The sequence below is a fragment of the Agromyces sp. NPDC057679 genome (assembly GCF_042799635.1).
Lineage (GTDB): Bacteria > Actinomycetota > Actinomycetes > Actinomycetales > Microbacteriaceae > Agromyces.
Map to the genome: position 1 here is coordinate 180,723 of NZ_JBHVIK010000001.1, position 18,330 is coordinate 199,052.

Genomic DNA, 18,330 nt, shown 5'->3' on the forward strand with positions numbered 1-18,330 from the left:
ATCGGATGCCTCGGGGCACCCGCTGCCGCCCACCCTACGCTCGGGCGGCCGAGGCGACTACGGGGTGACGACCGTCGGCGTGCCGACCGGGGCGTCCACGCCCATCTCGTCGGCGATGCGGTTCGCCTCGGCGATGAGCGTCGCGACGATCTCGGACTCGGGCACCGTCTTGATGACCTCGCCCTTCACGAAGATCTGACCCTTGCCGTTGCCCGAGGCGACGCCGAGGTCGGCCTCGCGCGCCTCGCCCGGACCGTTGACGACGCAGCCCATGACGGCGACGCGCAGCGGCACGCTCATGCCCTCGAGCCCGTCGGTGACATCGTTGGCGAGCTTGTACACGTCGACCTGCGCCCGGCCGCACGACGGGCAGGAGACGATCTCGAGCTTGCGTTCGCGGAGGTTCAGCGACTGCAGGATCTGGAGGCCGACCTTCACCTCTTCGACCGGCGGAGCGCTCAGGGAGACGCGGATCGTGTCGCCGATGCCCTCGCCGAGGAGGATGCCGAACGCGGTCGCCGACTTGATCGTGCCCTGGAACGCGGGGCCGGCCTCGGTCACGCCGAGGTGCAGGGGCCAGTCGCCGCGCTCGGCGAGCATGCGGTACGCCTTCACCATGACGATGGGGTCGTTGTGCTTGACCGAGATCTTGAAGTCGTGGAAGTCGTGCTCCTCGAAGAGCGACGCCTCCCACACGGCCGACTCGACGAGCGCCTCGGGCGTCGCCTTGCCGTACTTCTGCAGCAGGCGCGGGTCGAGCGAACCGGCGTTCACGCCGATGCGGAGCGAGACACCGGCCTCCTTCGCGCGACGTGCGATCTCGCCGACCTGGTCGTCGAACTTGCGGATGTTGCCCGGGTTCACTCGCACCGCCGCGCACCCCGCATCGATCGCGGCGTACACGTAGTTCGGCTGGAAGTGGATGTCGGCGATCACCGGGATCTGGCTCTTCTTCGCGATGATCGGCAGCGCCTCGGCGTCGTCGCGGCTCGGCACGGCGACGCGCACGATGTCGCAGCCCGAGGCCGTGAGCTCGGCGATCTGCTGCAGGGTCGCGTTGATGTTCGTCGTCGGCGTGGTCGTCATCGACTGCACGCTCACCTGCGCGTCGCCGCCGACCAGGACCTTGCCCACCTTGATCTGGCGCGACTTGCGTCGCGGGGCCAGGACTTCGGGGATTTTCGGCATTCCGAGATTCACAGCAGGCACGACTCAAGTGTAGTTGCGCGCGGCCGGGTGCCGGCTGCGATCACGGGATGCCTCAGGCTGCAGCCGGCCGGACCATGATCACGTCGATCGGGTCCTGCGACTCGAGCACGAACCCGTGACGCTCGTAGAGACGCCGTGCGGGGCTGCCCTGCACCACGTCGAGGCGGAACGGCCTGGGGCCGCCGTCGGGTCGCGGGTCGGGCTCGTCGAGCACGTGCCGCAGCACCGCGCCGCCGAGCCCGCGACCGTGGAACGCCGCATCCAGGTAGAAGTGCTCGATCCAGCGCGCTTCGGGTTCGGGACGCACCGCGATCGAGCCGATCGCCGCGCCGTCGACGACGACGACTCGGGTGAACGCCGGCTCGAATGCGTCGAGGAACCGCCGTCGCACGCGAACCTCGTCGAATCGGCCGAGGCGCTCGAGATCGGGCCGCATGACCTGCGCCTTCACTTCGGCGATCCAGGCGGCGTCGTCCGCGGTGCTCGGGCGCAGGCTCCAGTCCATGCCTTCAGGCTACGGTGCTCGAGGCACCCGCGGTCGGCGACCGCGGTTCGGACGAGCGCGAGCGAGCCGGCGTCGTCGCTCGGCACGCCCCCGACGATTCACCCGATCAGCTCGACGAGCGCCCTCAGGAACGCCTCGGGGTGCTCGAGGTGCGGCGAGTGGCCGCAGTCCTCGAGCTCGAGCTCGGTCACGGCGCCGCCGCCCGCCGCGTAGCGGGCGAGCACGGCGCGGGTCTGCGAGACCATCGGCTGCGGCGGGGCGACCTCGTCGCCCGGCCAGCCGGGGATGATGCCGGCTTTGCCGAGCTGGTTGAGGTCGAAGAACGAGGCGTCGCCGACGATCGCGTCCTGTGCGCCGTGGACCCAGAGCACGGGCGGCTTCGTATCGAGGTCGACGATGGCCGAGGTGTCGAAGTTCGTCGGCGCCATCGTGTTCAGCACGCCGCGCCCGCTTGGCGCGAACCCGGGCCAGTTCGACGACTCGGTCGCATCGCCGGGGTAGTTGTCGACCCCCGTCGCCGTCGAGAGCATCGACTCGACCCAGATCGCCTCGTACTGCGACGAGAATCCGGGTGCGACGTAGCTCGAGCGGTAGACGGCGAGCGGCGAGGCGCCGGCCTCCTCGGTGCGGTCGCCGCCCTCGAGGCGGGCCACGAAGTCGGGGTTCGCTCCCCCGCCGCCGGTGCCGGCGGCATCCGCGACGAGCAGCGAGCCGTCGGCCGCGGTGCCGCCGAAGCCGTACGGCGACACCGTCGACTGCAGGGTGAGGCTCGCGACGAGCTCGGGCCGGTCGAGGAGGAGCTGCATGGCGACCCCGCCGCCCATGCTCCAGCCGACGAGGTGCACGGCGCCGAGCCCGAGCGCATCGATCACCGAGGACACGTCGTCGGAGAAGTCGCGGACACCTCGGGTCGCGTCGACCGGCAGCGTCTCGCTCGCGCCGAAGCCGCGGAGATCGATCGCGACCGCGTCGACGTCGGCGGGCAGGGCGAGCATGATCGGCTGCCAGAACAGCGACGAGGACACGTTGCCGTGCACGAACACGACGGTCTTCGCGACGTCGGCGGATGCCCGCCGGCGCAGCACTCCCGCGCGCAGGCGGGGCGTGTCGACGGTTCCGGACTCGATGCCCGGGAGGATGGTGTCGGTCATTGCGGGCTCATTTCGGGGACGGCGCCGCGCCGGCACGGCCCTCGGGGCCGTACCGGGCAGCGGACGGATCGGTGACGGGCGGGCCTCGGACTAGGCGAGCCGGGTGGTGTCGAGCGGCGGCTCGGTGGCCGCGACCACCTCGTCGACGGTGACGCCCGGCGCGCACTCGACGAGCACGAGCCCGTCGGGCGTGACGTCGATGACGGCGAGGTCGGTGATGATGCGGTGCACGACGCGGCGGCCGGTGAGCGGCAGCGAGCACTCGTTCACGATCTTCGGCGTGCCGTCCTTCGCGACGTGTTCCATGAGCACGACGACCTTGCGGGCGCCGTGCACGAGGTCCATCGCGCCGCCGGGGCCCTTCACCATCTTGCCGGGGATCATCCAGTTGGCGAGGTCGCCCGAGGCCGACACCTGCATCGCCCCGAGGATGGCGGCGTCGATCTTGCCGCCGCGGATCATGCCGAAGCTCGTCGCCGAGTCGAAGTAGGCGGCGCCGGGCAGCACGGTCACCGTCTCCTTGCCGGCGTTGATGAGGTCGGGGTCGACCTCGGCCTCGCTCGGGTACGGACCGACGCCGAGGATGCCGTTCTCGGACTGGAGCACGACGGTCACCCCGTCGGGCACGTAGTTCGGCACGAGCGTGGGCAGGCCGATGCCGAGGTTCACGTACGAGCCGTCGGCGAGTTCGCGGGCCGCGCGCGCGGCCATCTCGAGTCTCGTGAGTGCCATCTCAGTTCCCCTCTCGCACGGTGCGGCGTTCGATGCGCTTCTCGATGTCGCGGCCGACGACGACGACGCGGTCGACGTAGACGCCCGGCAGGTGCACGCGGTCGGGGTCGAGCTCACCGGGTTCGACGAGCTCCTCGACCTGGGCGATGCAGACGCGCCCCGCCATCGCCGCGAGGGGCGAGAAGTTGCGGGCCGACTTGTCGAAGACGAGGTTGCCGTGCCGGTCGCCCTGGAGGGCGTGCACGAGGGCGAAGTCGGTGGTGATCGCCTCCTCGAGCACGAACTCGCGGGGCTCGCCCGCGAACTCGAAGGTCTGCACGGGCTTCTCGGGGCTCGCGACCGCGATCGTGCCGTCGGCGTGGTACCGCCGGGGCAGCCCGCCTTCGGCGACCTGGGTGCCGACGCCGGTCTGAGTGAAGAACGCGGCGATGCCCGAGCCGCCGGCGCGGAGCTTCTCGGCCAGGGTGCCCTGCGGGGTGAGCTCGAGCTCGAGCTCACCCGTGAGGTACTGGCGTTCGAACTCCTTGTTCTCGCCGACGTACGAGGAGGTCATCTTGGCGATGCGCTGCTTCGCGAGCAGCACGCCGAGCCCCCAGTCGTCGACGCCGCAGTTGTTCGAGACGACGGCGAGCCCGTCGACGCCGGCATCGAGCAGTGCCTGGATGAGCACCATCGGGATGCCGCAGAGTCCGAACCCGCCGACGGCGAGACTGGCTCCTGAGGGGATGTCGGCGACCGCTTCTTGGGCGGACCCGACGACTTTGTCGAGTGTCACGTTGCACCTTCCTGTGTGTCGGCGGCCTCGATGCGGGCGCGGATCACAGGGATCACGCTACCCGTGCCGCCCTCGGTCATGAGGATCGTGTAGTGGTTGACGTCGGCGACCTCGTGGGTGACGAGCGCAGGCACCCGCGCGGCCCACTCGGCGACGAGCGCCTCGGGGTAGAGGGGCGCCGCGTCGAGGAGTCCGCGCGGCGCCCGGAAGACGTCGACCGGCCCCGGCAGCGCCTCGAGGGCGGCCGTGTAGCCGCCGCGACCGTCGAGCTCGACGGCGTTCACGGCGACGGCCTCGGCGTTCGCCGAGCTGCGGAGTTCGGGCTCGCGCCCGTCGAGGTCGTAGTCGACGTACGCTTCGACCGCGTCGTTCCAGTACGGGCCGAGGGCCGGATGCCGCCGCCAGAAGGCGAGGTAGGCCGCTCGGTCGGCGAAGGTCATCGAGAGCCGCTCGAGCGCGGGTCCGAGCAGCACCTTCGGCAGCTCCTCGGGGGCGACCCCCTCGGGGCTCGGAACGGGCAGCCCGCCGTCGACGAGCGCGAGGCCCGCGACCCGCTCGGGGTGGCGCTCGGCGAGCCGCACCGAGACGAAGGCGCCCATCGAGTGGCCGACGACGTACGCCCGCTCGATGCCGAGCGCGTCGAGCATCGCGGCGAGGTCGTCGGCGTGCTGTTCGAGGCCGTAGGGCCCCGGCAAGCCGTTGCTGCGACCCCGCCCACGGAGGTCGGGTGCGACGATGCGGCGCTCGGGCATGGCCTCCGCGAAGAGGTCCCAGTTGCGGTGGCTCGCGGTGATGCCGTGCACCGCGAGCACGGGCAGCCCGGTGGCATCCGCATGCCACTGGCCGCCGGCGAGCGCGCCGCCCGCGACGGGCGCCGAGAACGCGGACGCGGCGAGGGAGGCGGTGGTCATCGTGCGCTCCATCCGCCGTCCATCGTGTAGCTCGCGCCCGTCACCATGCCCGCGTCGGGCCCGGCGAGCCAGAGCGCGAGGCTCGCGACCTCGGCGGGTTCGACGAGCCGCTTGATCGCCGACTCGGTGAGCATGATCTTCGGCAGCACCTCCGACTCGGGGATGCCGTGCACCCGCGCCTGGTCGGCGACCTGCCTCTCGACGAGCGGCGTGCGCACGTAGCCCGGGTTGATGCAGTTCGAGGTGACCCCGTGCGGACCGCCCTCGAGCGCGGTCACCTTCGACAGCCCCTCGAGGCCGTGCTTCGCGGCGACGTAGGCCGACTTGAACGGCGAGGCGCGCAGCCCGTGCACGCTCGAGACGTTGATGACGCGGCCGAAGCCGCGCTCGTACATGCCGGGCAGCGCCGCCCTGATGAGGAGGAAGGGCGACTCGAGCATGAGCCGCATGATGAGCGAGAACCGCTCGGGCTCGAACTCCTCGATGGGTCGCACGTGCTGGATGCCGGCGTTGTTCACGAGGATGTCGGCGTCGAGCGAGAGCTCGGCGAGCGCGGCGGTGTCGCCGAGGTCGACCGGCCAGGCCTCGCCGCCGAGCTCGCCGGCGACCCGCTCGGCGGCCTCCGCGTTGAGGTCGGCGATGACGACGTGCGCGCCCGCGCCGGCGAAGGCGCGGGCACAGGCCTCGCCGATGCCGCTCGCTCCCCCGGTGACGACCGCGCGTCGTCCTGAAAGGTCGGTCACGATTCCTCCATGTGGTCTGGGTCGTCCGCGGCGGGGCGCGGGTCGGTTGCGGATGCGGTGCTCGGGGTCGGAGCCGGGGGCGCCGGCGTCGGGCTCTCGGCGAGCGCGGGCCGCCCGAGCGCCCCCGCGATGAATCGCATCATCTCGTCGAGCACGTGCTGCGGCACCTCGCGGGTGCCGCTCGCCGTGGGGTCGGCCGGGTCGCCGGGCGCGGCGTCGCCGTCGCCCCAGAGCACCCAGCGCATGCCGATCATCTCGCCGACGCCCATGAGCGCCCAGGCGGCGACGGTCGGATCGATGTCGCCGATCTCGCCCTCCTCGGCGGCGTCGCGGAGCCCGTCGATGTAGCCCTCGACGATGCGCGAGTAGTGCAGACGGAGTGCCTCGGGCGAGACGAGCTCGGCCTCGCGCACGACGCGGTACAGCGCCGGGTGCTCTGCGGTGAAGCGGAAGAACGCCGCGAAGCCCGCGCGCTCGGCCTCGATGCGGCTCGTCGCCCCGCGCGAGCCCTCGCTCATCGCCTGCCGCACCCGGTGGTTCAGGTCTTCGACGAGCTCGTTGAACACGTCGAGCTTCGTGTCGAAGTACAGGTAGAAGGTGCCCTGGCCGACGCCGGCCCGCTCGGTGATGCGCGAGACGGATGCCTCGTGGTAGCCGTGGGCGGCGAACACGTGCTCGGCCGCCTCGAGGAGGCGCCGCCTCGTCTTCTCGCCGCGGGCGGTGCGGGGTGCCGCGCTCATCGGGTCTCCTCCAGTTCGGGTCGTGCGGGCCCCGCCGCAGGGTCGGGGCCCGCGCGTTCGGCGAGCGACCGCCGCAGCACCTTGCCCGCTGCCGAGCGGGGCAGCTCGTCGATGAACCGCACCTCGCGCGGCGCCTTGAAGTGGGCGAGCGACTCTCGGGCGAAGGCGATCAGCTCCGAGGCATCCGTGACGCGGCCGCGCGCGGTGACCACCCACGCGACGCCGGCCTCGCCCCAGCGGTCGTCGGGGACGCCGACGACCGCGACGTCGGCGACGGCCGGGTGCGCCACGAGCGCCGCCTCGACCTCGGCGGGCGCGACGCCCTCGCCGCCCGTGATGTAGAGGTCCTTCAGGCGGTCGACGATCGTGAAGTAGCCGTCCGCGTCGCGGCGCACGAGATCGCCCGTGCGCAGCCAGCCGTCGCCGAGCGCTGCGGCGGTGGCCGCCGCGTCGCGGAAGTACCCGGCGAAGACCCCCGGCCCCTGCACGAGCAGCTCGCCCTCGGCCTCGCCCTCGAAGTGCTCGCCCGTCACCGGGTCGGCGACCGCGACGTCGACGTGCGGGTAGGGTTTGCCGGCCGACCCGGCGCGGCTGAGCGCGTCGTCGTCGGGCAGGCACAGCACGTTCGGCGAGGCCTCGGTGAGCCCGTAGCCCTGCGTGAGCGCGATGCCGCGGGCGTGCCAGGCCCGCAGCAGTGCGGGCGGCATCGGCGCCCCGCCGACGATCGCGTGCTCGAGGCTCGACAGGTCGGTGTCGCCGAAGGCGGGATGCTGGGCGAGGAAGAGGTAGTTCGCGGGCACGCCCATCATGGTCGTGATGCGCCGCTCCTGGATGAGGTGGAGCACCCGCCCCGGATCGAAGGTTCGCTCGAGCACGACCGTCGCGCCCGTCCACCAGGCGAGCAGGGGCTGGATGTTCCAGCCGCCGACGTGGTACTGCGGCATCACCGCGAGCACCGTGTCGGCCGCCCGCAGCTCGGCGATGCGCGAGAACGAGAGGTTGGTCCAGAAGCAGTTCGCGTGGGTCAGCACCGCCCCCTTCGGGGTCGCGGTGGTGCCCGAGGTGAAGATGATGAGCAGCGCGTCGTCGTCGTGCACCTCGGCGCGGTCGGATGCCGCGGGCCCGCCGTCGCGGGCGGGTGCGGGCACCTCGGCCTCCACCCCGTGCGCGCCGAGCGCGGTGCTCGGCACGCGCCGCGCGAGCCGCGCGAGGGTGGCCCGGCCGAGCGAGTCGAACTCGTTCTCGACGAGGAGGAGCGCGGGCTGCGCGATCTCGAGCTGGGCCGCGAGCTCGCGAGGCGCGAGCCGCCACGACAGCGGCACGAGCACGAGCCCGGCCTTCGCGCAGGCGAAGAAGAGCACGACCTGGTCGGCGCTGTTGCCGGTGATCGTCGCCACCCGGTCGCCGACGGCGTAGCCCCCGGCGCGGAACGCCGCCGCCAGCCGCTCGGCCCGTTCGTCGAGCTCGCGGTACTGGACGACCACGCCGCGATCGTCGATCGCGATGCGCTCGGGGGTCGCGCGCGCCCGATCGCGGGTCCAGCGCCCGAGTGTGTGCCGTCCGTCAGGCATCGACGACCTCTTCCGACTCGGCCGGGTGGCTCGCGCGCCCCGAGCGGATGCGCTGCGGGATGCCCGCGATCCCCCCGGGCAGGAACAGCACCACGAGGATGAAGAGCGTTCCCAGAATGAACAGCGGCTCGCTCAGCGGAACCCGGAGCACGGCCGGCAGCCCCGCGATGAAGTCGGAGCCCGCGAGCGCCGTGAGCCGCTGGTCGAGCAGTGTGTAGACGATACCGCCGACGATCGCACCCCAGCGATACCCCACTCCGCCGAGCACCACGATGACGAGGAGGGTCAGGGTGAAGTCGGCCGTCGCGACGCGCGGCGCCGCCCCCGACTGCAGCAGCAGGTAGCCCATGCCGGCGACGGCGGCGAGCACCGAGGCGACGATGAAGATGAGCAGCTTCACGCTATACGGCCGGAGGCCGAGCACCCGCACCCGCAGCTCGTTCTCGCGGGTCGCCTCGGCGACGTGGCCGGCGCGGCTCTGCTCGACCCAGAGCACCACGAGGTACACGAACACGAGCACGCCGAGCGCGACCCAGTAGAGGTTGCGCGTGTTGAGCACGCCGACGAGGGCGTCGGGCACGTGCTCGATGTCGAGCGCGAGGCCCTCGTCGCCGCCGGTCGCGCCACCCGGGTTGCGGCGGATGAGCACCGAACCGGCCTGGGCGAAGGCGAGGGTCACCATCGCGAAGGAGATGCCGGTCACCCGGAGCGCGAGCGCGCCGACGGTCGCGGCGAGCACGAAGCCCGCGACGAGGGTGACGACGATCGAGCCGAGGAAGATGAGCTCGCTCGGCCACTCGGCGGGGCCGAAGGCGTCGAGGGTCATGCCGAGCCCGTACGCGCCCGCCGCGAAGAACAGGGCGTGCCCGAACGAGAGGAGCCCGGCGAGGCCGAACATCATGCGGTAGCTGAGCGCGAGGGCGGCGATGAGCATCGCGTAGGCGATGAGCTGCAGCGTGCCCGGCGTGTAGGTCGGCCCGGGCAGGACGCCCGGGATCTCGATGGCGAGGAGCGGCAGCACCGCGAGCAGCACCACGAGCAGCACGCCGCCGACGGCGAGCCAGAGGGTCTTGTTCCGGGTCATGCGATCTTCCCCATGAGTCCTCGCGGGCGGATGAGCAGCACCGCGGCGAGCGCGACGACGACGACGAGGTCGCCGGTGCCGCCGAGGTAGTAGTTGGCGAACTGCTGGAGCACGGCCACGAGCACCGAGGCGACGGCGGCGCCCGTGAGCGAGCCGAGCCCGCCGATGACGGTCACGATGAACGCGAAGATGAGCAGCACCGAGCCGAGGTGCGCCGAGACGTAGCCGTAGTAGACCGAGGCGAGCACCCCGCCGAGGCCGGCTGCGGCCCCGCCGATCGCGAACACGAGGGTGAACGAGCGCCGCACGTCGATGCCGAGCGCGGTGACCATCTGCCGGTTCTCGACGCCTGCGCGGATGATGAGGCCGTAGCGGGTGCGCTTGAGGAACAGCACGATGCCGCCGAGCACGATGACGGCGCAGGCGATGAGCAGGAACCGGTCGTTCGGGATCTTCGCGCCGAGGATCTCGGTGGTCTGCGTGAGCCAGTCGGGCCGGGCCGTGTAGATCGGATCGGTGCCCCAGATGCCCTCGAAGAGGGCGACGGTCGCGAGCGAGAGGCCCACGGTGACGAGGGCCTGCTCGATGTGCCGTTCGTAGAGCCGGCGGATGAGCAGGTACTCGGTGAGGGCGGCGACGATCGCGCCGACGGCCATGCCGACGATCGCCGAGATCGCGAGCCCCCACCAGGTGCCGTCGGAGACCCGGCGGCCGACCTCCCAGCCGAGGAAGGCCGAGATCGTGAGGAACGAGCCGTGGGCGAAGTTGAGGACGCCCATGAGCCCGTAGATGAGCGAGAGTCCGCTCGCGACGAGGAAGTAGAGGGCGCCGAGTCCGAGACCGGTGATGAGGAGCAGGACGATCGTCGACATCAGGCGGCCTCACTCGCGTCGTGGACGCCGAGGTGGCGGTGGACGAGCTCCTCGTCGTCGAGGAACTCGGCGGCGCCGCCGATGAAGACGACGCGACCGCCCGAGAGCACGACGACGCGTTCGGCGAGGCGTCGGACGACGCGCAGGTTCTGCTCGACGAGGAGGATGGGCGCGGTCTGCGCCGCCTCGGCGAGCGCGACGGCGACCTCGTCGACGATGCGCGGGGCGAGCCCCTTCGTCGGCTCGTCGACGAGCAGCAGCCGGTTCTCGTTCACGAGGGCCCGCGCCAGGGAGACCATCTGCTGCTGGCCGCCGGAGAGGGTGCCGGCCCGTTGCGCGCGACGCGCGGTGAGGTCGGGGAAGAGCCGTTCGACGAGCTCGCGCCGCGGCGAGGCGTCGCGTTCGGCGAGCCGGAGGTTCTCGGCGACGGTGAGCTGGCCGAAGACCTCGCGGTCCTCGGGCACGTAGCCGACGCCGCGCGACACGATGCGGTGGGTGGGCAGCGTCTCGATCCGCTCGCCCGCGAGGCGCACCTCGCCCGTGCGCTCGATGAGCCCGAGGATCGACTTGATCGTCGAGGTCTTGCCGACGCCGTTGCGTCCGAGGAGGGCGGTGACGCCCGTGGCGGGCACCTCGAAGGCGACGTCCTCGATGACCTGCTGGCCGGCGATCCGCCCCGAGAGGCGGTCGACGACGAGGATGGGCTCGCTGCGGGTGGGTTCGCGGCGGGTGGTCTCGCTCACATCGCCTCCCCGAGGTAGGCGGACTGCACGGTCGGGTTCGCCATCACGGCCTCCGGGGTGTCGACGGCGAGGAGTTCGCCGTGGTGCATGACCGCGACGCGGTCGACGAGGCCGAGGACGACCTCCATGTGGTGCTCGACCATGAGCACCGTTCGCCCGCCGCGATGGAGCCCGCGGATGACCTCGGTGAGCGCGGGCACGTCGCCGGAGGCGACGCCCGCCATGGGCTCGTCGAGGAGGATCACCTTCGGGTCGGTGGCGAGCAGCATGGCGATCTCGACCTTGCGCTTCTCGCCGTGGGCGAGTCCGGATGCCTCGGCGCCGGCGCGGTGCTCGAGGCCGACCTCGGCCAGGCACTCGAGGGCGCGCTCGCTCGCGGCGTCGCTCGCCCGGGGGATGCGGAAGAGGCTCGTCGCCCCGCCCGCGTGCGCCTGCGCCGCGAGCCGCACGTTCTCGAGCACGGTGAGCGCGGGGAACAGGCTCGAGGTCTGGAACGTGCGCCCGAGCCCGGCCGCGGCGCGGCGGTGGATCGGGTCGCGGGTGACGTCGGCGCCGTCGAGGAGGACGCGTCCGGACGTCGGCCGGACGACGCCCGAGACGACGTTGAAGAGGGTCGTCTTGCCGGCGCCGTTCGGTCCGATGACGCCGAGCATCTGCCCGGCCGGCACGTCGAGCGAGACGCCCTCGAGGATGCGGGCGCCGCCGATGCGGAAGCCGATCTGCTCGAGGCTGAGCATCGCGTGGTCGGTCATTGCTGCCTTCGGTCGGGGTTTCGGTCGAGGGGTGGGAACGGCGGCCGCCGGGTCGGGCGACCGCCGATCCCGGAGTGTCACTCGCCGGCGACCGGCGGTGCGACCTCGTCCGCGTCGATCGTGTCGACGAGCTCGGGCTTCCAGGCGTCGCCGTCCTGCACGAGCTTCGCCTGGTACATCGGCTGGATCATGGCGTGGTCCTCGGCGCGGACGGTGATCTCGCCCTTGACCGAGTCGAAGGTCCACCCCTCGAGGGCGTCGATCATGCCGTCGACGGTGTCGCCGCCCTCGCGCACGGCCTGCACGATCATCTGCGCCGCGACGAAGCCGTCGGGCGAGAAGAGGTCGGGGGTCGCGCCCGCGGCCTCGAGGTGCTCGATCATCGCGGCCTCGGCGTCGGTGCCGGCCGCTCCGCCGAAGTAGTGGTTGAGGAACGAGATGTCGGAGGACGCCTCGCCGTACGCGCCGTAGGTCGCGACGTCGCCGAGGCCGGTGACCACCGGGACGGCGTCGAAGACACCCTGCTGCGAGAGCGCGGTCCACATGGCTCCCGAGGAGGCGCCCGCCCAGGCCACGAACACGAGGTCGGGCGAGGCGCTGACGAGCTGCTGCGCGAAGGGCGTGAACTCGGTGGCGTCCTCGGCGACGAGCACGCCCTCGACCGTCGCGCCCTTGCTGCCGAGCACGGCCTGGACGCCGGCGAGGTTGCCCTGCCCGAACGCGTTGTCCTGCGCGAAGACGACGACCTTCTTGCCGGCCGGGTCGCCGATGAAGGTGCCGGCGGTCGCGACGTCCTGGAAGGTCTGGCGGCCCGAGCGGAACGTGTACTCGTTGATGCCGGTGAGGGCGTCGGCGGCCGCGGGGCCCGAGATGTAGAGGATCTTGTTCTGCGCGGCCTGCTCGGCGAGCGCGGTCGCGATGCCCGACGCGGCGGTGCCCGCGAGGATCTGGTAGCCCTGGCCGATGAAGTCCTTCGCCTTGGCGACGGCGGTGTCGGGGTTGCCCTGGTCGTCGCCCCACTCGATCTCGAGCTCGCGGCCGTCGACGGTGCCGGTGCCGTCGGTCGCGTAGTCGAGGCCCGCCTCGAACCCGGCCGTGTAGGCCTCGCCGTACGCGGCGAGCGGACCGGTCTGCGAGGTCAGCATGGCGACCTTGACCGGGGCGCCGGCGTCGCTCGCGGCCGGGTCGGCGCCGGCGGTCGGCGCGCAGCCGACGAGAGCGAGGGAAGCGGCGGCGATGACGGCCGTCGCGAGGTACTTCTTCGTAGCCCGCATGGGTTCTGCCTCTCAACAGTGAATGGCTGGGAATGTGATGCTTCTCGGCAAACCTGACAGCTGGTTCAGGTCTCAGGAAAGTACAATAGGCTGCGAAGCGCAACGCTCGCAACCCGTACGAAGGAGTCCAGGAGACATGAGCATCCCCGACGTCGTCATCATCGCGGGGGCACGCACCCCGTTCGCCCGCATCAACGGCAATCTCGCCGGGCAGAGCGCGGTCGAACTCGGCACGGTCGCCATCCGCGGCGCGCTCGCGAAGGCCGGCGTCTCGCCCGACGACGTCGACGCCGTCATCATGGGCCAGGTCCTCCAGGCGGGCGCGGGGCAGAACCCCGCCAAGCAGTCCGCCGTCGCCGCCGGCATCCCCTGGCGGGTGCCCGCCACCACCCTCAACAAGGTCTGCCTCTCGGGCCTCGTCGCGATCACCGACGCCGCGCGGCTCATCCGCCTCGGCGAGGCCGACGTCGTCGTCGCCGGCGGCCAGGAGTCCATGACCAACGCACCGCACCTCCTGCCCGGCTCACGCGCCGGCCACGTCTACGGCAGCGTCGAACTCCTCGACCACGCCGCCCACGACGGCCTCACCGACGCCTTCGACCGCGAGTCGATGGGCGCCTCGACCGAGCGGTTCAACGGCCGCTACGGCATCGGCCGCACCGAGCAGGACGAAGTGGCCGCCGCCTCCCACGTGCGCGCAGGAGCGGCCCAGGCCGCCGGCGTCTTCGCCGACGAGATCGTCCCGGTCGAGATCCCCCAGCGCAAGGGCGATCCCGTCGTCGTCGCCGAAGACCAGGGCGTGCGCCCCGACTCGACCGTCGAGGTGCTCGCGAAGCTCCGCCCCGCGTTCGAAGCCTCGGGCACGATCACCGCGGGCAACTCCTCGCCGCTCTCCGACGGCGCCGCGGCGGTCGTCGTCGCGAGCCGCGAGTGGGCCGAGTCGCGCGGGCTCCCCTGGCTCGCCCTCGTCGGTGCTGCCGGCCAGGTGGCCGGCCCCGACAACTCGCTGCACTCGCAGCCCTCGAACGCCATCGCGGCAGCCCTCCAGAAGGGCGGGCTCGAGGCATCCGCCCTCGACGTCGTCGAGATCAACGAGGCCTTCGCCGCCGTCTCGCTGCAGTCGGCGCGCGACCTCGAGCTCGACCTCGAGCGGGTGAACGCGCACGGCGGCGCCATCGCGCTCGGCCACCCGATCGGCGCCTCGGGCGCGCGCCTCGCGCTGCACGCGGCCCTCGAGCTCAGCCGCCGCGGCGGCGGCAACGCGGCGGTCGCGCTCTGCGGCGGCGGCGGACAGGGCGAGGCGCTCCTGCTCAGCCGCTGACCGGCCTCACGGATGCCTCGGCCCCGCGCCGAGGCATCCGATCGAGCCACCGTCTCAGGAGAACGCACGGGGCTCAGGACCATCTCGAGGGAATCGTCCTGACGAGCGGGCGAAATCCTGAAACGATATGCGCATGACGACGTCAGCGCACCCCCCGCTCGACCACCGGCTGCGCCGGATGGTGGGACGCGACCCGAGCGAGTCGCACCGCCCGGCCACGCCGCTCGAGCTGCTCTTCGACCTCACCTTCGTCGTCGCGTTCAGCCAGGCGGGCACCCAGGCGGCGCACCTGCTCGAGATCGGGCACTTCGGCTCGGCGCTGATCGCCTTCTCGCTCGCGGTGTTCGCGATCTGCTGGGCGTGGATCAACTACACGTGGCTCGCGAGCGCCTACGACAACGACGACGTCTACGTGCGCGTCGCCACCATGGTGCAGATGGTCGGCGTGCTCGTGATGGCGCTCGGCATGCCCGAGTTCTTCCACTCGATCGACGGCGGCGAGCACGTCGACAACGCCGTCATCATCGCGGGCTACGTCATCATGCGCCTCTCGACGATCGCCCTCTGGCTGCGCATCGCCCGGCACGACCCGGCGTCCCGCCGAACGGCGCTCCGTTACGCCGGCTACCTCGGCATCGTGCAGCTCGCCTGGATCGTGCTCATCTTCGTCAACCTGCCGTTCGCGCTCACGCTCTGGATCTGGCTGGTGCTCGGCATCTGCGAGATGGCGGTGCCGCCGCTCGCCGAGCGGCGCGGCGGCACGACGCCGTGGCACCCGCACCACATCGCCGAACGCTACGGACTGCTCGTGATCATCACGCTCGGCGAGGTCGTGCTCGGCACCATCCTCGCGATCTCCGCGGTCGTCGAGGAGGAGCACTGGTCGATCGACGCCGGCCTCGTCGCGCTCGGCGGCACGCTGCTCGCGTTCGGCCTCTGGTGGACCTACTTCACGATGCCGTCGGGCAAGCTCCTCGCCAGGTTCCGCCGCCGCTCGTACGTGTGGGGCTACGGGCACATGATCGTGTTCGGCTCGCTCGCGGCGACGGGGGCGGGCCTGCACGTCGCGGCGAACGCGATCACGGACGACGCGCACATCGACGACGTCGCCGCCCTCGGCACGGTCGTCGTGCCCGTCGCGATCTTCCTCACGGCGCTCTTCACGCTCTACAGCTTCCTGATGGCTCGTTTCGACCCGTTCCACATCGGGCTCTTCCTCGGCAGCATCGCCGTGCTCGCGCTCGCGGTCGTGGCGGTCGCGGCGGGCGCGAGCCTGCCCGTCGGCATCGTCATCGCCGCCTGCTCGCCGATCGTCGTCGTGGTCGGCTACGAGACCGTCGGGCATCGGCACCAGAAGGCCGCGCTGGACGAGATCCTCGGCTGACGACGGCGGTGCGGGATGTCGCGGCGCCATGCCGCGGCATCCCGCACCGTGGCGCGGATCAGGCGTTCGGCCGGTTCGCGCGCAGCACCTCGAGGCGTGCGCGGTACTCGGTCTCGTCGATGTCGCCGTTCGCGAAGCGCTGGCCGAGCGTCTGCTCGGCGCTCGCGCCCCGAGCCCACGGCGGGCCGTAGCCCTCGGGGCCGCCGTTCGCCCAGTAGCGGCGTCGGTTGCGGCTCACGAGGAAGACGATGAGCCCGATGACGAGGAACCAGAAGATCGGGATGAGGAAGAAGACCCATCCGAATCCGGCGGCCCAGGGGCCGGCGTGGGTGGCCGCGGTGGCGGCGAGGGTCGTGAACATGAGGTGCTCCCGGTGTGTTCCGTGCGGTCGCGTCTCGACCGTCGGATCGAGTCTCGCCGGGGTCTCCCGCGGGCGAATCCGCCCGTCGGAGGCACTTCGCCTGCTCCCCCGGGAGCAGTGGCGACCTGCCTTCCCCTCCCTGCGATCTCCTCCCGAAGGACGACGCGGAGGAGCGGGGGCAGCGGGAGACAGCGGAGGGAGCGCGGGCGGCGCGCGTGACGCGGGTTGCGCCTACTCCTGCCAGCCGGGCGCGACCAGGCCCGACTCGTAGGCGACGACGACGAGGTGCACCCGGTCGCGGGCGTGCAGCTTCTGCATGATGCGCGAGACGTGCGTCTTCGCGGTGAGGGGGCTCAGCACGAGCCGCCCCGCGATCTCGTCGTTCGTGAGCCCCTGCCCGACGAGGCGCAGCACCTCGCGCTCGCGCTCCGTGAGGGCGGCGAGCGCGGCCTCGTCGGGAGCGTCGCGGAGGCCGCTCGCCATCCGTTCGAGCAACCGCTTGGTGACGCCCGGCGAGAGCAGCGCCTCGCCCGCCGCGACCACGCGCACGGCCCGCAGGAGGTCGACGGGCTCGGTGTCCTTCACGAGGAATCCGGCGGCGCCGGCGCGCACGGCCCGGGCAACGTACTCGTCGAGCTCGAAGGTCGTCACGATGACGACGTGCACGCCCTCGAGCGCCGGGTCGGCGGCGATCTGCTCGGTCGCCCACAGCCCGTCGCCGCCCGGCATGCGGATGTCCATCAGCACGACGTCGACCGGGCGGTCGCGGACGAGCTCGAGCAGCTCCTCACCGGTCGACGCCTCGCCGACGACCTCGAGGTCGTCCTCGGCGTCGAGGAGCGCTCGGAACCCCGCCCGCACGAGCAGCTGGTCGTCGGCGAGCGCCACGCGGATCATACGGCGTCGCTCCACGGGAGCCGCGCCGTGACGCGGGTGCCGCCGAGCGACGATCCGCCGAGCTCGACGGAGCCGCCGAGCAGGGCGGCGCGCTCGCGCATGCCGAGGATGCCGCGGCCCTCCGCCGCGGCGTCGGCCCCGTCGCCGGCGAGCCCGCCGCCGTCGTCGTCGATCGTGACGAGCAGCTCGTCGCCGGGGCGCTCGAGCACCACGACGGCGCGGCTCGCGTCGGCGTGCCGCACCACGTTCGTGAGCGCCTCCTGCACGATGCGGTAGGCGGCGAACTGCACGGCCCGGCCGGGCGGCGCCGCGAGCCGGTCGTCGAGCTCGACCGCGAACTCCGGTGCCGCGAGCCCGCGCACGAGCCGCGGGAGCTCGGCGAGCTCGGCCTGCGGGACGAGCGGCGCCTCGCCGTCGCGGATGACGCCGAGCACGCTCCGCACCTCCTCGAGGGCGGTCTTCGAGGTCTCCTTGATGTGCGCGAGGGCCGTGCGCGCCTGCTCGGCATCGCGGTCCATGAGGTGGAGGCCGACGCTCGCCTGCACGTTGATCTGCGAGAGCGCATGGCCGATGACGTCGTGGAGCTCGCGGGCGATGCGCACCCGTTCGCGCTCCTCGGCCGTCTGCCTGCGACGCATCGCCTCGGCGCGCGCGGCGGCGAAGCGCGCCCGGCGCGAGCGCGCGAACCACCCGATGCCGAAGCACACGGCGAGCGCGAGCGTCGTGAACGCGATGCGAGGCGGCGACCAGGAGACCCCGACCAGGGGCCCGACGACGACGGCGACCAGCCACGCCGCGATGACCGAGACCGCAGCCCAGACGACGGCGCCGCGCGCCACGGCGAGCACGATCGCGAACAGCAGCGCGACGTAGGGCGGGCCCGCGTCCGGTGCGAGGAGGAAGTCCGCGAGCGCCGCGAGCGCGACCACGGCGACGGTGGGGCCCGGGAACCGGCGGGAGCCGAGGAGGGCGAGCGGCCCGATCGCGGCGAGCGCGAACTGCGCGAGCCCGGCCGGCCAGCCGACGTCGTGCCAGATCGCGAGCCCGATCGCGGCCGGCACCTGCACGATGAGGCTGATCACGACGGGGGCGAGCAGCACGAAGGCCGCGGGAGGCCGGCGGCGCTCCTCCCCGTCGAGACCGGCCCAGGCGGGCGGGCCCGCCCACGGCGGTCCGCCCCACCGGCTCGGCTCGGGACTGCGTCGATCAGGCACGGCCCGATCGTACCCCCGGCGGACTGCGCGGCCGTCGGCCCGGCGACGACTCATCGCCTACTCCCACGGGAGTACGGCCGTGCCCGTGGCA

Annotated in this window: 19 protein-coding genes; 2 read left to right on the forward strand and 17 right to left on the reverse strand. The window is 72.4% G+C overall.

Features of this window, described 5'->3' with window-relative positions; all coding sequences use genetic code 11:
* Positions 1 to 57: 57 nt before the first annotated feature.
* From ispG to ACFVAJ_RS00920, 14 genes are all read right to left on the reverse strand, one after another.
* Entirely contained in the window at positions 58 to 1,188 is a 1,131-nt protein-coding gene (gene ispG, locus ACFVAJ_RS00855) for a flavodoxin-dependent (E)-4-hydroxy-3-methylbut-2-enyl-diphosphate synthase (RefSeq protein ID WP_376940913.1), read from the reverse strand.
* 73 nt (positions 1,189 to 1,261) lie between these two features.
* Positions 1,262 to 1,714, reverse strand: a complete 453-nt coding sequence (locus ACFVAJ_RS00860; protein WP_376940914.1) for a GNAT family N-acetyltransferase — start codon at positions 1,712 to 1,714, stop codon at positions 1,262 to 1,264.
* A 98-nt stretch (positions 1,715 to 1,812) separates the two neighbouring features.
* Entirely contained in the window at positions 1,813 to 2,865 is a 1,053-nt protein-coding gene (locus ACFVAJ_RS00865) for an alpha/beta fold hydrolase (RefSeq protein ID WP_376940915.1), read from the reverse strand.
* 90 nt (positions 2,866 to 2,955) lie between these two features.
* Complete coding sequence (locus ACFVAJ_RS00870; protein ID WP_376940916.1) at positions 2,956 to 3,597, reverse strand: CoA transferase subunit B; 642 nt, start codon at positions 3,595 to 3,597, stop codon at positions 2,956 to 2,958.
* 1 nt (position 3,598) lies between these two features.
* Positions 3,599 to 4,372 (reverse strand): CoA transferase subunit A, encoded by a 774-nt coding sequence (locus ACFVAJ_RS00875; RefSeq protein ID WP_376940917.1) that lies wholly within the window; start codon positions 4,370 to 4,372, stop codon positions 3,599 to 3,601.
* Positions 4,369 to 5,283, reverse strand: a complete 915-nt coding sequence (locus ACFVAJ_RS00880) for an alpha/beta fold hydrolase (RefSeq protein WP_376940918.1) — start codon at positions 5,281 to 5,283, stop codon at positions 4,369 to 4,371. Before ACFVAJ_RS00880 ends, ACFVAJ_RS00875 begins: the two co-directional genes overlap by 4 nt.
* Positions 5,280 to 6,026 (reverse strand): 3-hydroxybutyrate dehydrogenase, encoded by a 747-nt coding sequence (locus tag ACFVAJ_RS00885; protein ID WP_376940919.1) that lies wholly within the window; start codon positions 6,024 to 6,026, stop codon positions 5,280 to 5,282. The genes ACFVAJ_RS00880 and ACFVAJ_RS00885 overlap by 4 nt, the downstream gene beginning before the upstream one ends.
* On the reverse strand, positions 6,023 to 6,766 hold the full coding sequence (locus ACFVAJ_RS00890) for a TetR/AcrR family transcriptional regulator (protein WP_376940920.1): 744 nt from the start codon (positions 6,764 to 6,766) through the stop codon (positions 6,023 to 6,025). The genes ACFVAJ_RS00885 and ACFVAJ_RS00890 overlap by 4 nt, the downstream gene beginning before the upstream one ends.
* Positions 6,763 to 8,337 carry a class I adenylate-forming enzyme family protein gene (locus ACFVAJ_RS00895; protein ID WP_376940921.1) on the reverse strand — a complete coding sequence of 525 codons (1,575 nt, stop codon included), beginning with the start codon at positions 8,335 to 8,337 and terminating at the stop codon, positions 6,763 to 6,765. Before ACFVAJ_RS00895 ends, ACFVAJ_RS00890 begins: the two co-directional genes overlap by 4 nt.
* Positions 8,330 to 9,421, reverse strand: a complete 1,092-nt coding sequence (locus ACFVAJ_RS00900; protein WP_376940922.1) for a branched-chain amino acid ABC transporter permease — start codon at positions 9,419 to 9,421, stop codon at positions 8,330 to 8,332. Before ACFVAJ_RS00900 ends, ACFVAJ_RS00895 begins: the two co-directional genes overlap by 8 nt.
* A complete protein-coding gene (locus ACFVAJ_RS00905) occupies positions 9,418 to 10,293 on the reverse strand; it encodes a branched-chain amino acid ABC transporter permease (protein WP_376940923.1) in 876 nt (291 codons plus the stop codon). Before ACFVAJ_RS00905 ends, ACFVAJ_RS00900 begins: the two co-directional genes overlap by 4 nt.
* Positions 10,293 to 11,036, reverse strand: coding sequence for an ABC transporter ATP-binding protein (locus ACFVAJ_RS00910; protein ID WP_376940924.1), 744 nt, complete (start codon positions 11,034 to 11,036; stop codon positions 10,293 to 10,295). The genes ACFVAJ_RS00905 and ACFVAJ_RS00910 overlap by 1 nt, the downstream gene beginning before the upstream one ends.
* Entirely contained in the window at positions 11,033 to 11,788 is a 756-nt protein-coding gene (locus ACFVAJ_RS00915; RefSeq protein WP_376940925.1) for an ABC transporter ATP-binding protein, read from the reverse strand. Before ACFVAJ_RS00915 ends, ACFVAJ_RS00910 begins: the two co-directional genes overlap by 4 nt.
* Positions 11,789 to 11,865: 77 nt before the next feature.
* A complete protein-coding gene (locus ACFVAJ_RS00920; RefSeq protein ID WP_376940926.1) occupies positions 11,866 to 13,062 on the reverse strand; it encodes a substrate-binding domain-containing protein in 1,197 nt (398 codons plus the stop codon).
* A 136-nt stretch (positions 13,063 to 13,198) separates the two neighbouring features.
* On the opposite strand from ACFVAJ_RS00920, the gene ACFVAJ_RS00925 reads away from it, so the two are divergent.
* Positions 13,199 to 14,383: an acetyl-CoA C-acetyltransferase gene (locus ACFVAJ_RS00925; RefSeq protein ID WP_376940927.1), complete on the forward strand. Its 1,185-nt coding sequence runs from the start codon at positions 13,199 to 13,201 to the stop codon at positions 14,381 to 14,383.
* A 133-nt stretch (positions 14,384 to 14,516) separates the two neighbouring features.
* Positions 14,517 to 15,767, forward strand: coding sequence for a low temperature requirement protein A (locus ACFVAJ_RS00930; RefSeq protein ID WP_376940928.1), 1,251 nt, complete (start codon positions 14,517 to 14,519; stop codon positions 15,765 to 15,767).
* A 58-nt stretch (positions 15,768 to 15,825) separates the two neighbouring features.
* On the opposite strand, the gene ACFVAJ_RS00935 is transcribed toward ACFVAJ_RS00930, so the two are convergent.
* The 3 genes from ACFVAJ_RS00935 to ACFVAJ_RS00945 all read right to left on the reverse strand — a co-directional run bounded on the left by ACFVAJ_RS00935 (position 15,826) and on the right by ACFVAJ_RS00945 (position 18,239).
* Positions 15,826 to 16,128, reverse strand: coding sequence for an SHOCT domain-containing protein (locus ACFVAJ_RS00935; protein ID WP_376940929.1), 303 nt, complete (start codon positions 16,126 to 16,128; stop codon positions 15,826 to 15,828).
* A gap of 231 nt (positions 16,129 to 16,359) precedes the next feature.
* Positions 16,360 to 17,025, reverse strand: a complete 666-nt coding sequence (locus ACFVAJ_RS00940) for a response regulator (RefSeq protein WP_376942442.1) — start codon at positions 17,023 to 17,025, stop codon at positions 16,360 to 16,362.
* Positions 17,022 to 18,239: a sensor histidine kinase gene (locus tag ACFVAJ_RS00945; RefSeq protein WP_376940930.1), complete on the reverse strand. Its 1,218-nt coding sequence runs from the start codon at positions 18,237 to 18,239 to the stop codon at positions 17,022 to 17,024. Before ACFVAJ_RS00945 ends, ACFVAJ_RS00940 begins: the two co-directional genes overlap by 4 nt.
* Between the last annotated feature and the right edge of the window lie 91 nt (positions 18,240 to 18,330).

Bases quoted from the DNA above. Each gene is read 5' to 3' on its own strand.
- ACFVAJ_RS00870 (WP_376940916.1), bottom strand. From the start codon at position 3,597: ATGGCACTCACGAGACTCGAGATGGCCGCGCGCGCGGCCCGCGAACTC.
- ACFVAJ_RS00905 (WP_376940923.1), bottom strand. From the start codon at position 10,293: ATGTCGACGATCGTCCTGCTCCTCATCACCGGTCTCGGACTCGGCGCC.
- ACFVAJ_RS00935 (WP_376940929.1), bottom strand. From the start codon at position 16,128: ATGTTCACGACCCTCGCCGCCACCGCGGCCACCCACGCCGGCCCCTGG.
- ispG (WP_376940913.1), bottom strand. From the start codon at position 1,188: ATGCCGAAAATCCCCGAAGTCCTGGCCCCGCGACGCAAGTCGCGCCAG.
- ACFVAJ_RS00880 (WP_376940918.1), bottom strand. From the start codon at position 5,283: ATGACCACCGCCTCCCTCGCCGCGTCCGCGTTCTCGGCGCCCGTCGCG.
- ACFVAJ_RS00915 (WP_376940925.1), bottom strand. From the start codon at position 11,788: ATGACCGACCACGCGATGCTCAGCCTCGAGCAGATCGGCTTCCGCATC.
- ACFVAJ_RS00895 (WP_376940921.1), bottom strand. From the start codon at position 8,337: ATGCCTGACGGACGGCACACACTCGGGCGCTGGACCCGCGATCGGGCG.
- ACFVAJ_RS00890 (WP_376940920.1), bottom strand. From the start codon at position 6,766: ATGAGCGCGGCACCCCGCACCGCCCGCGGCGAGAAGACGAGGCGGCGC.
- ACFVAJ_RS00900 (WP_376940922.1), bottom strand. From the start codon at position 9,421: ATGACCCGGAACAAGACCCTCTGGCTCGCCGTCGGCGGCGTGCTGCTC.
- ACFVAJ_RS00865 (WP_376940915.1), bottom strand. From the start codon at position 2,865: ATGACCGACACCATCCTCCCGGGCATCGAGTCCGGAACCGTCGACACG.
- ACFVAJ_RS00925 (WP_376940927.1), top strand. From the start codon at position 13,199: ATGAGCATCCCCGACGTCGTCATCATCGCGGGGGCACGCACCCCGTTC.
- ACFVAJ_RS00920 (WP_376940926.1), bottom strand. From the start codon at position 13,062: ATGCGGGCTACGAAGAAGTACCTCGCGACGGCCGTCATCGCCGCCGCT.
- ACFVAJ_RS00940 (WP_376942442.1), bottom strand. From the start codon at position 17,025: ATGATCCGCGTGGCGCTCGCCGACGACCAGCTGCTCGTGCGGGCGGGG.
- ACFVAJ_RS00930 (WP_376940928.1), top strand. From the start codon at position 14,517: ATGACGACGTCAGCGCACCCCCCGCTCGACCACCGGCTGCGCCGGATG.
- ACFVAJ_RS00860 (WP_376940914.1), bottom strand. From the start codon at position 1,714: ATGGACTGGAGCCTGCGCCCGAGCACCGCGGACGACGCCGCCTGGATC.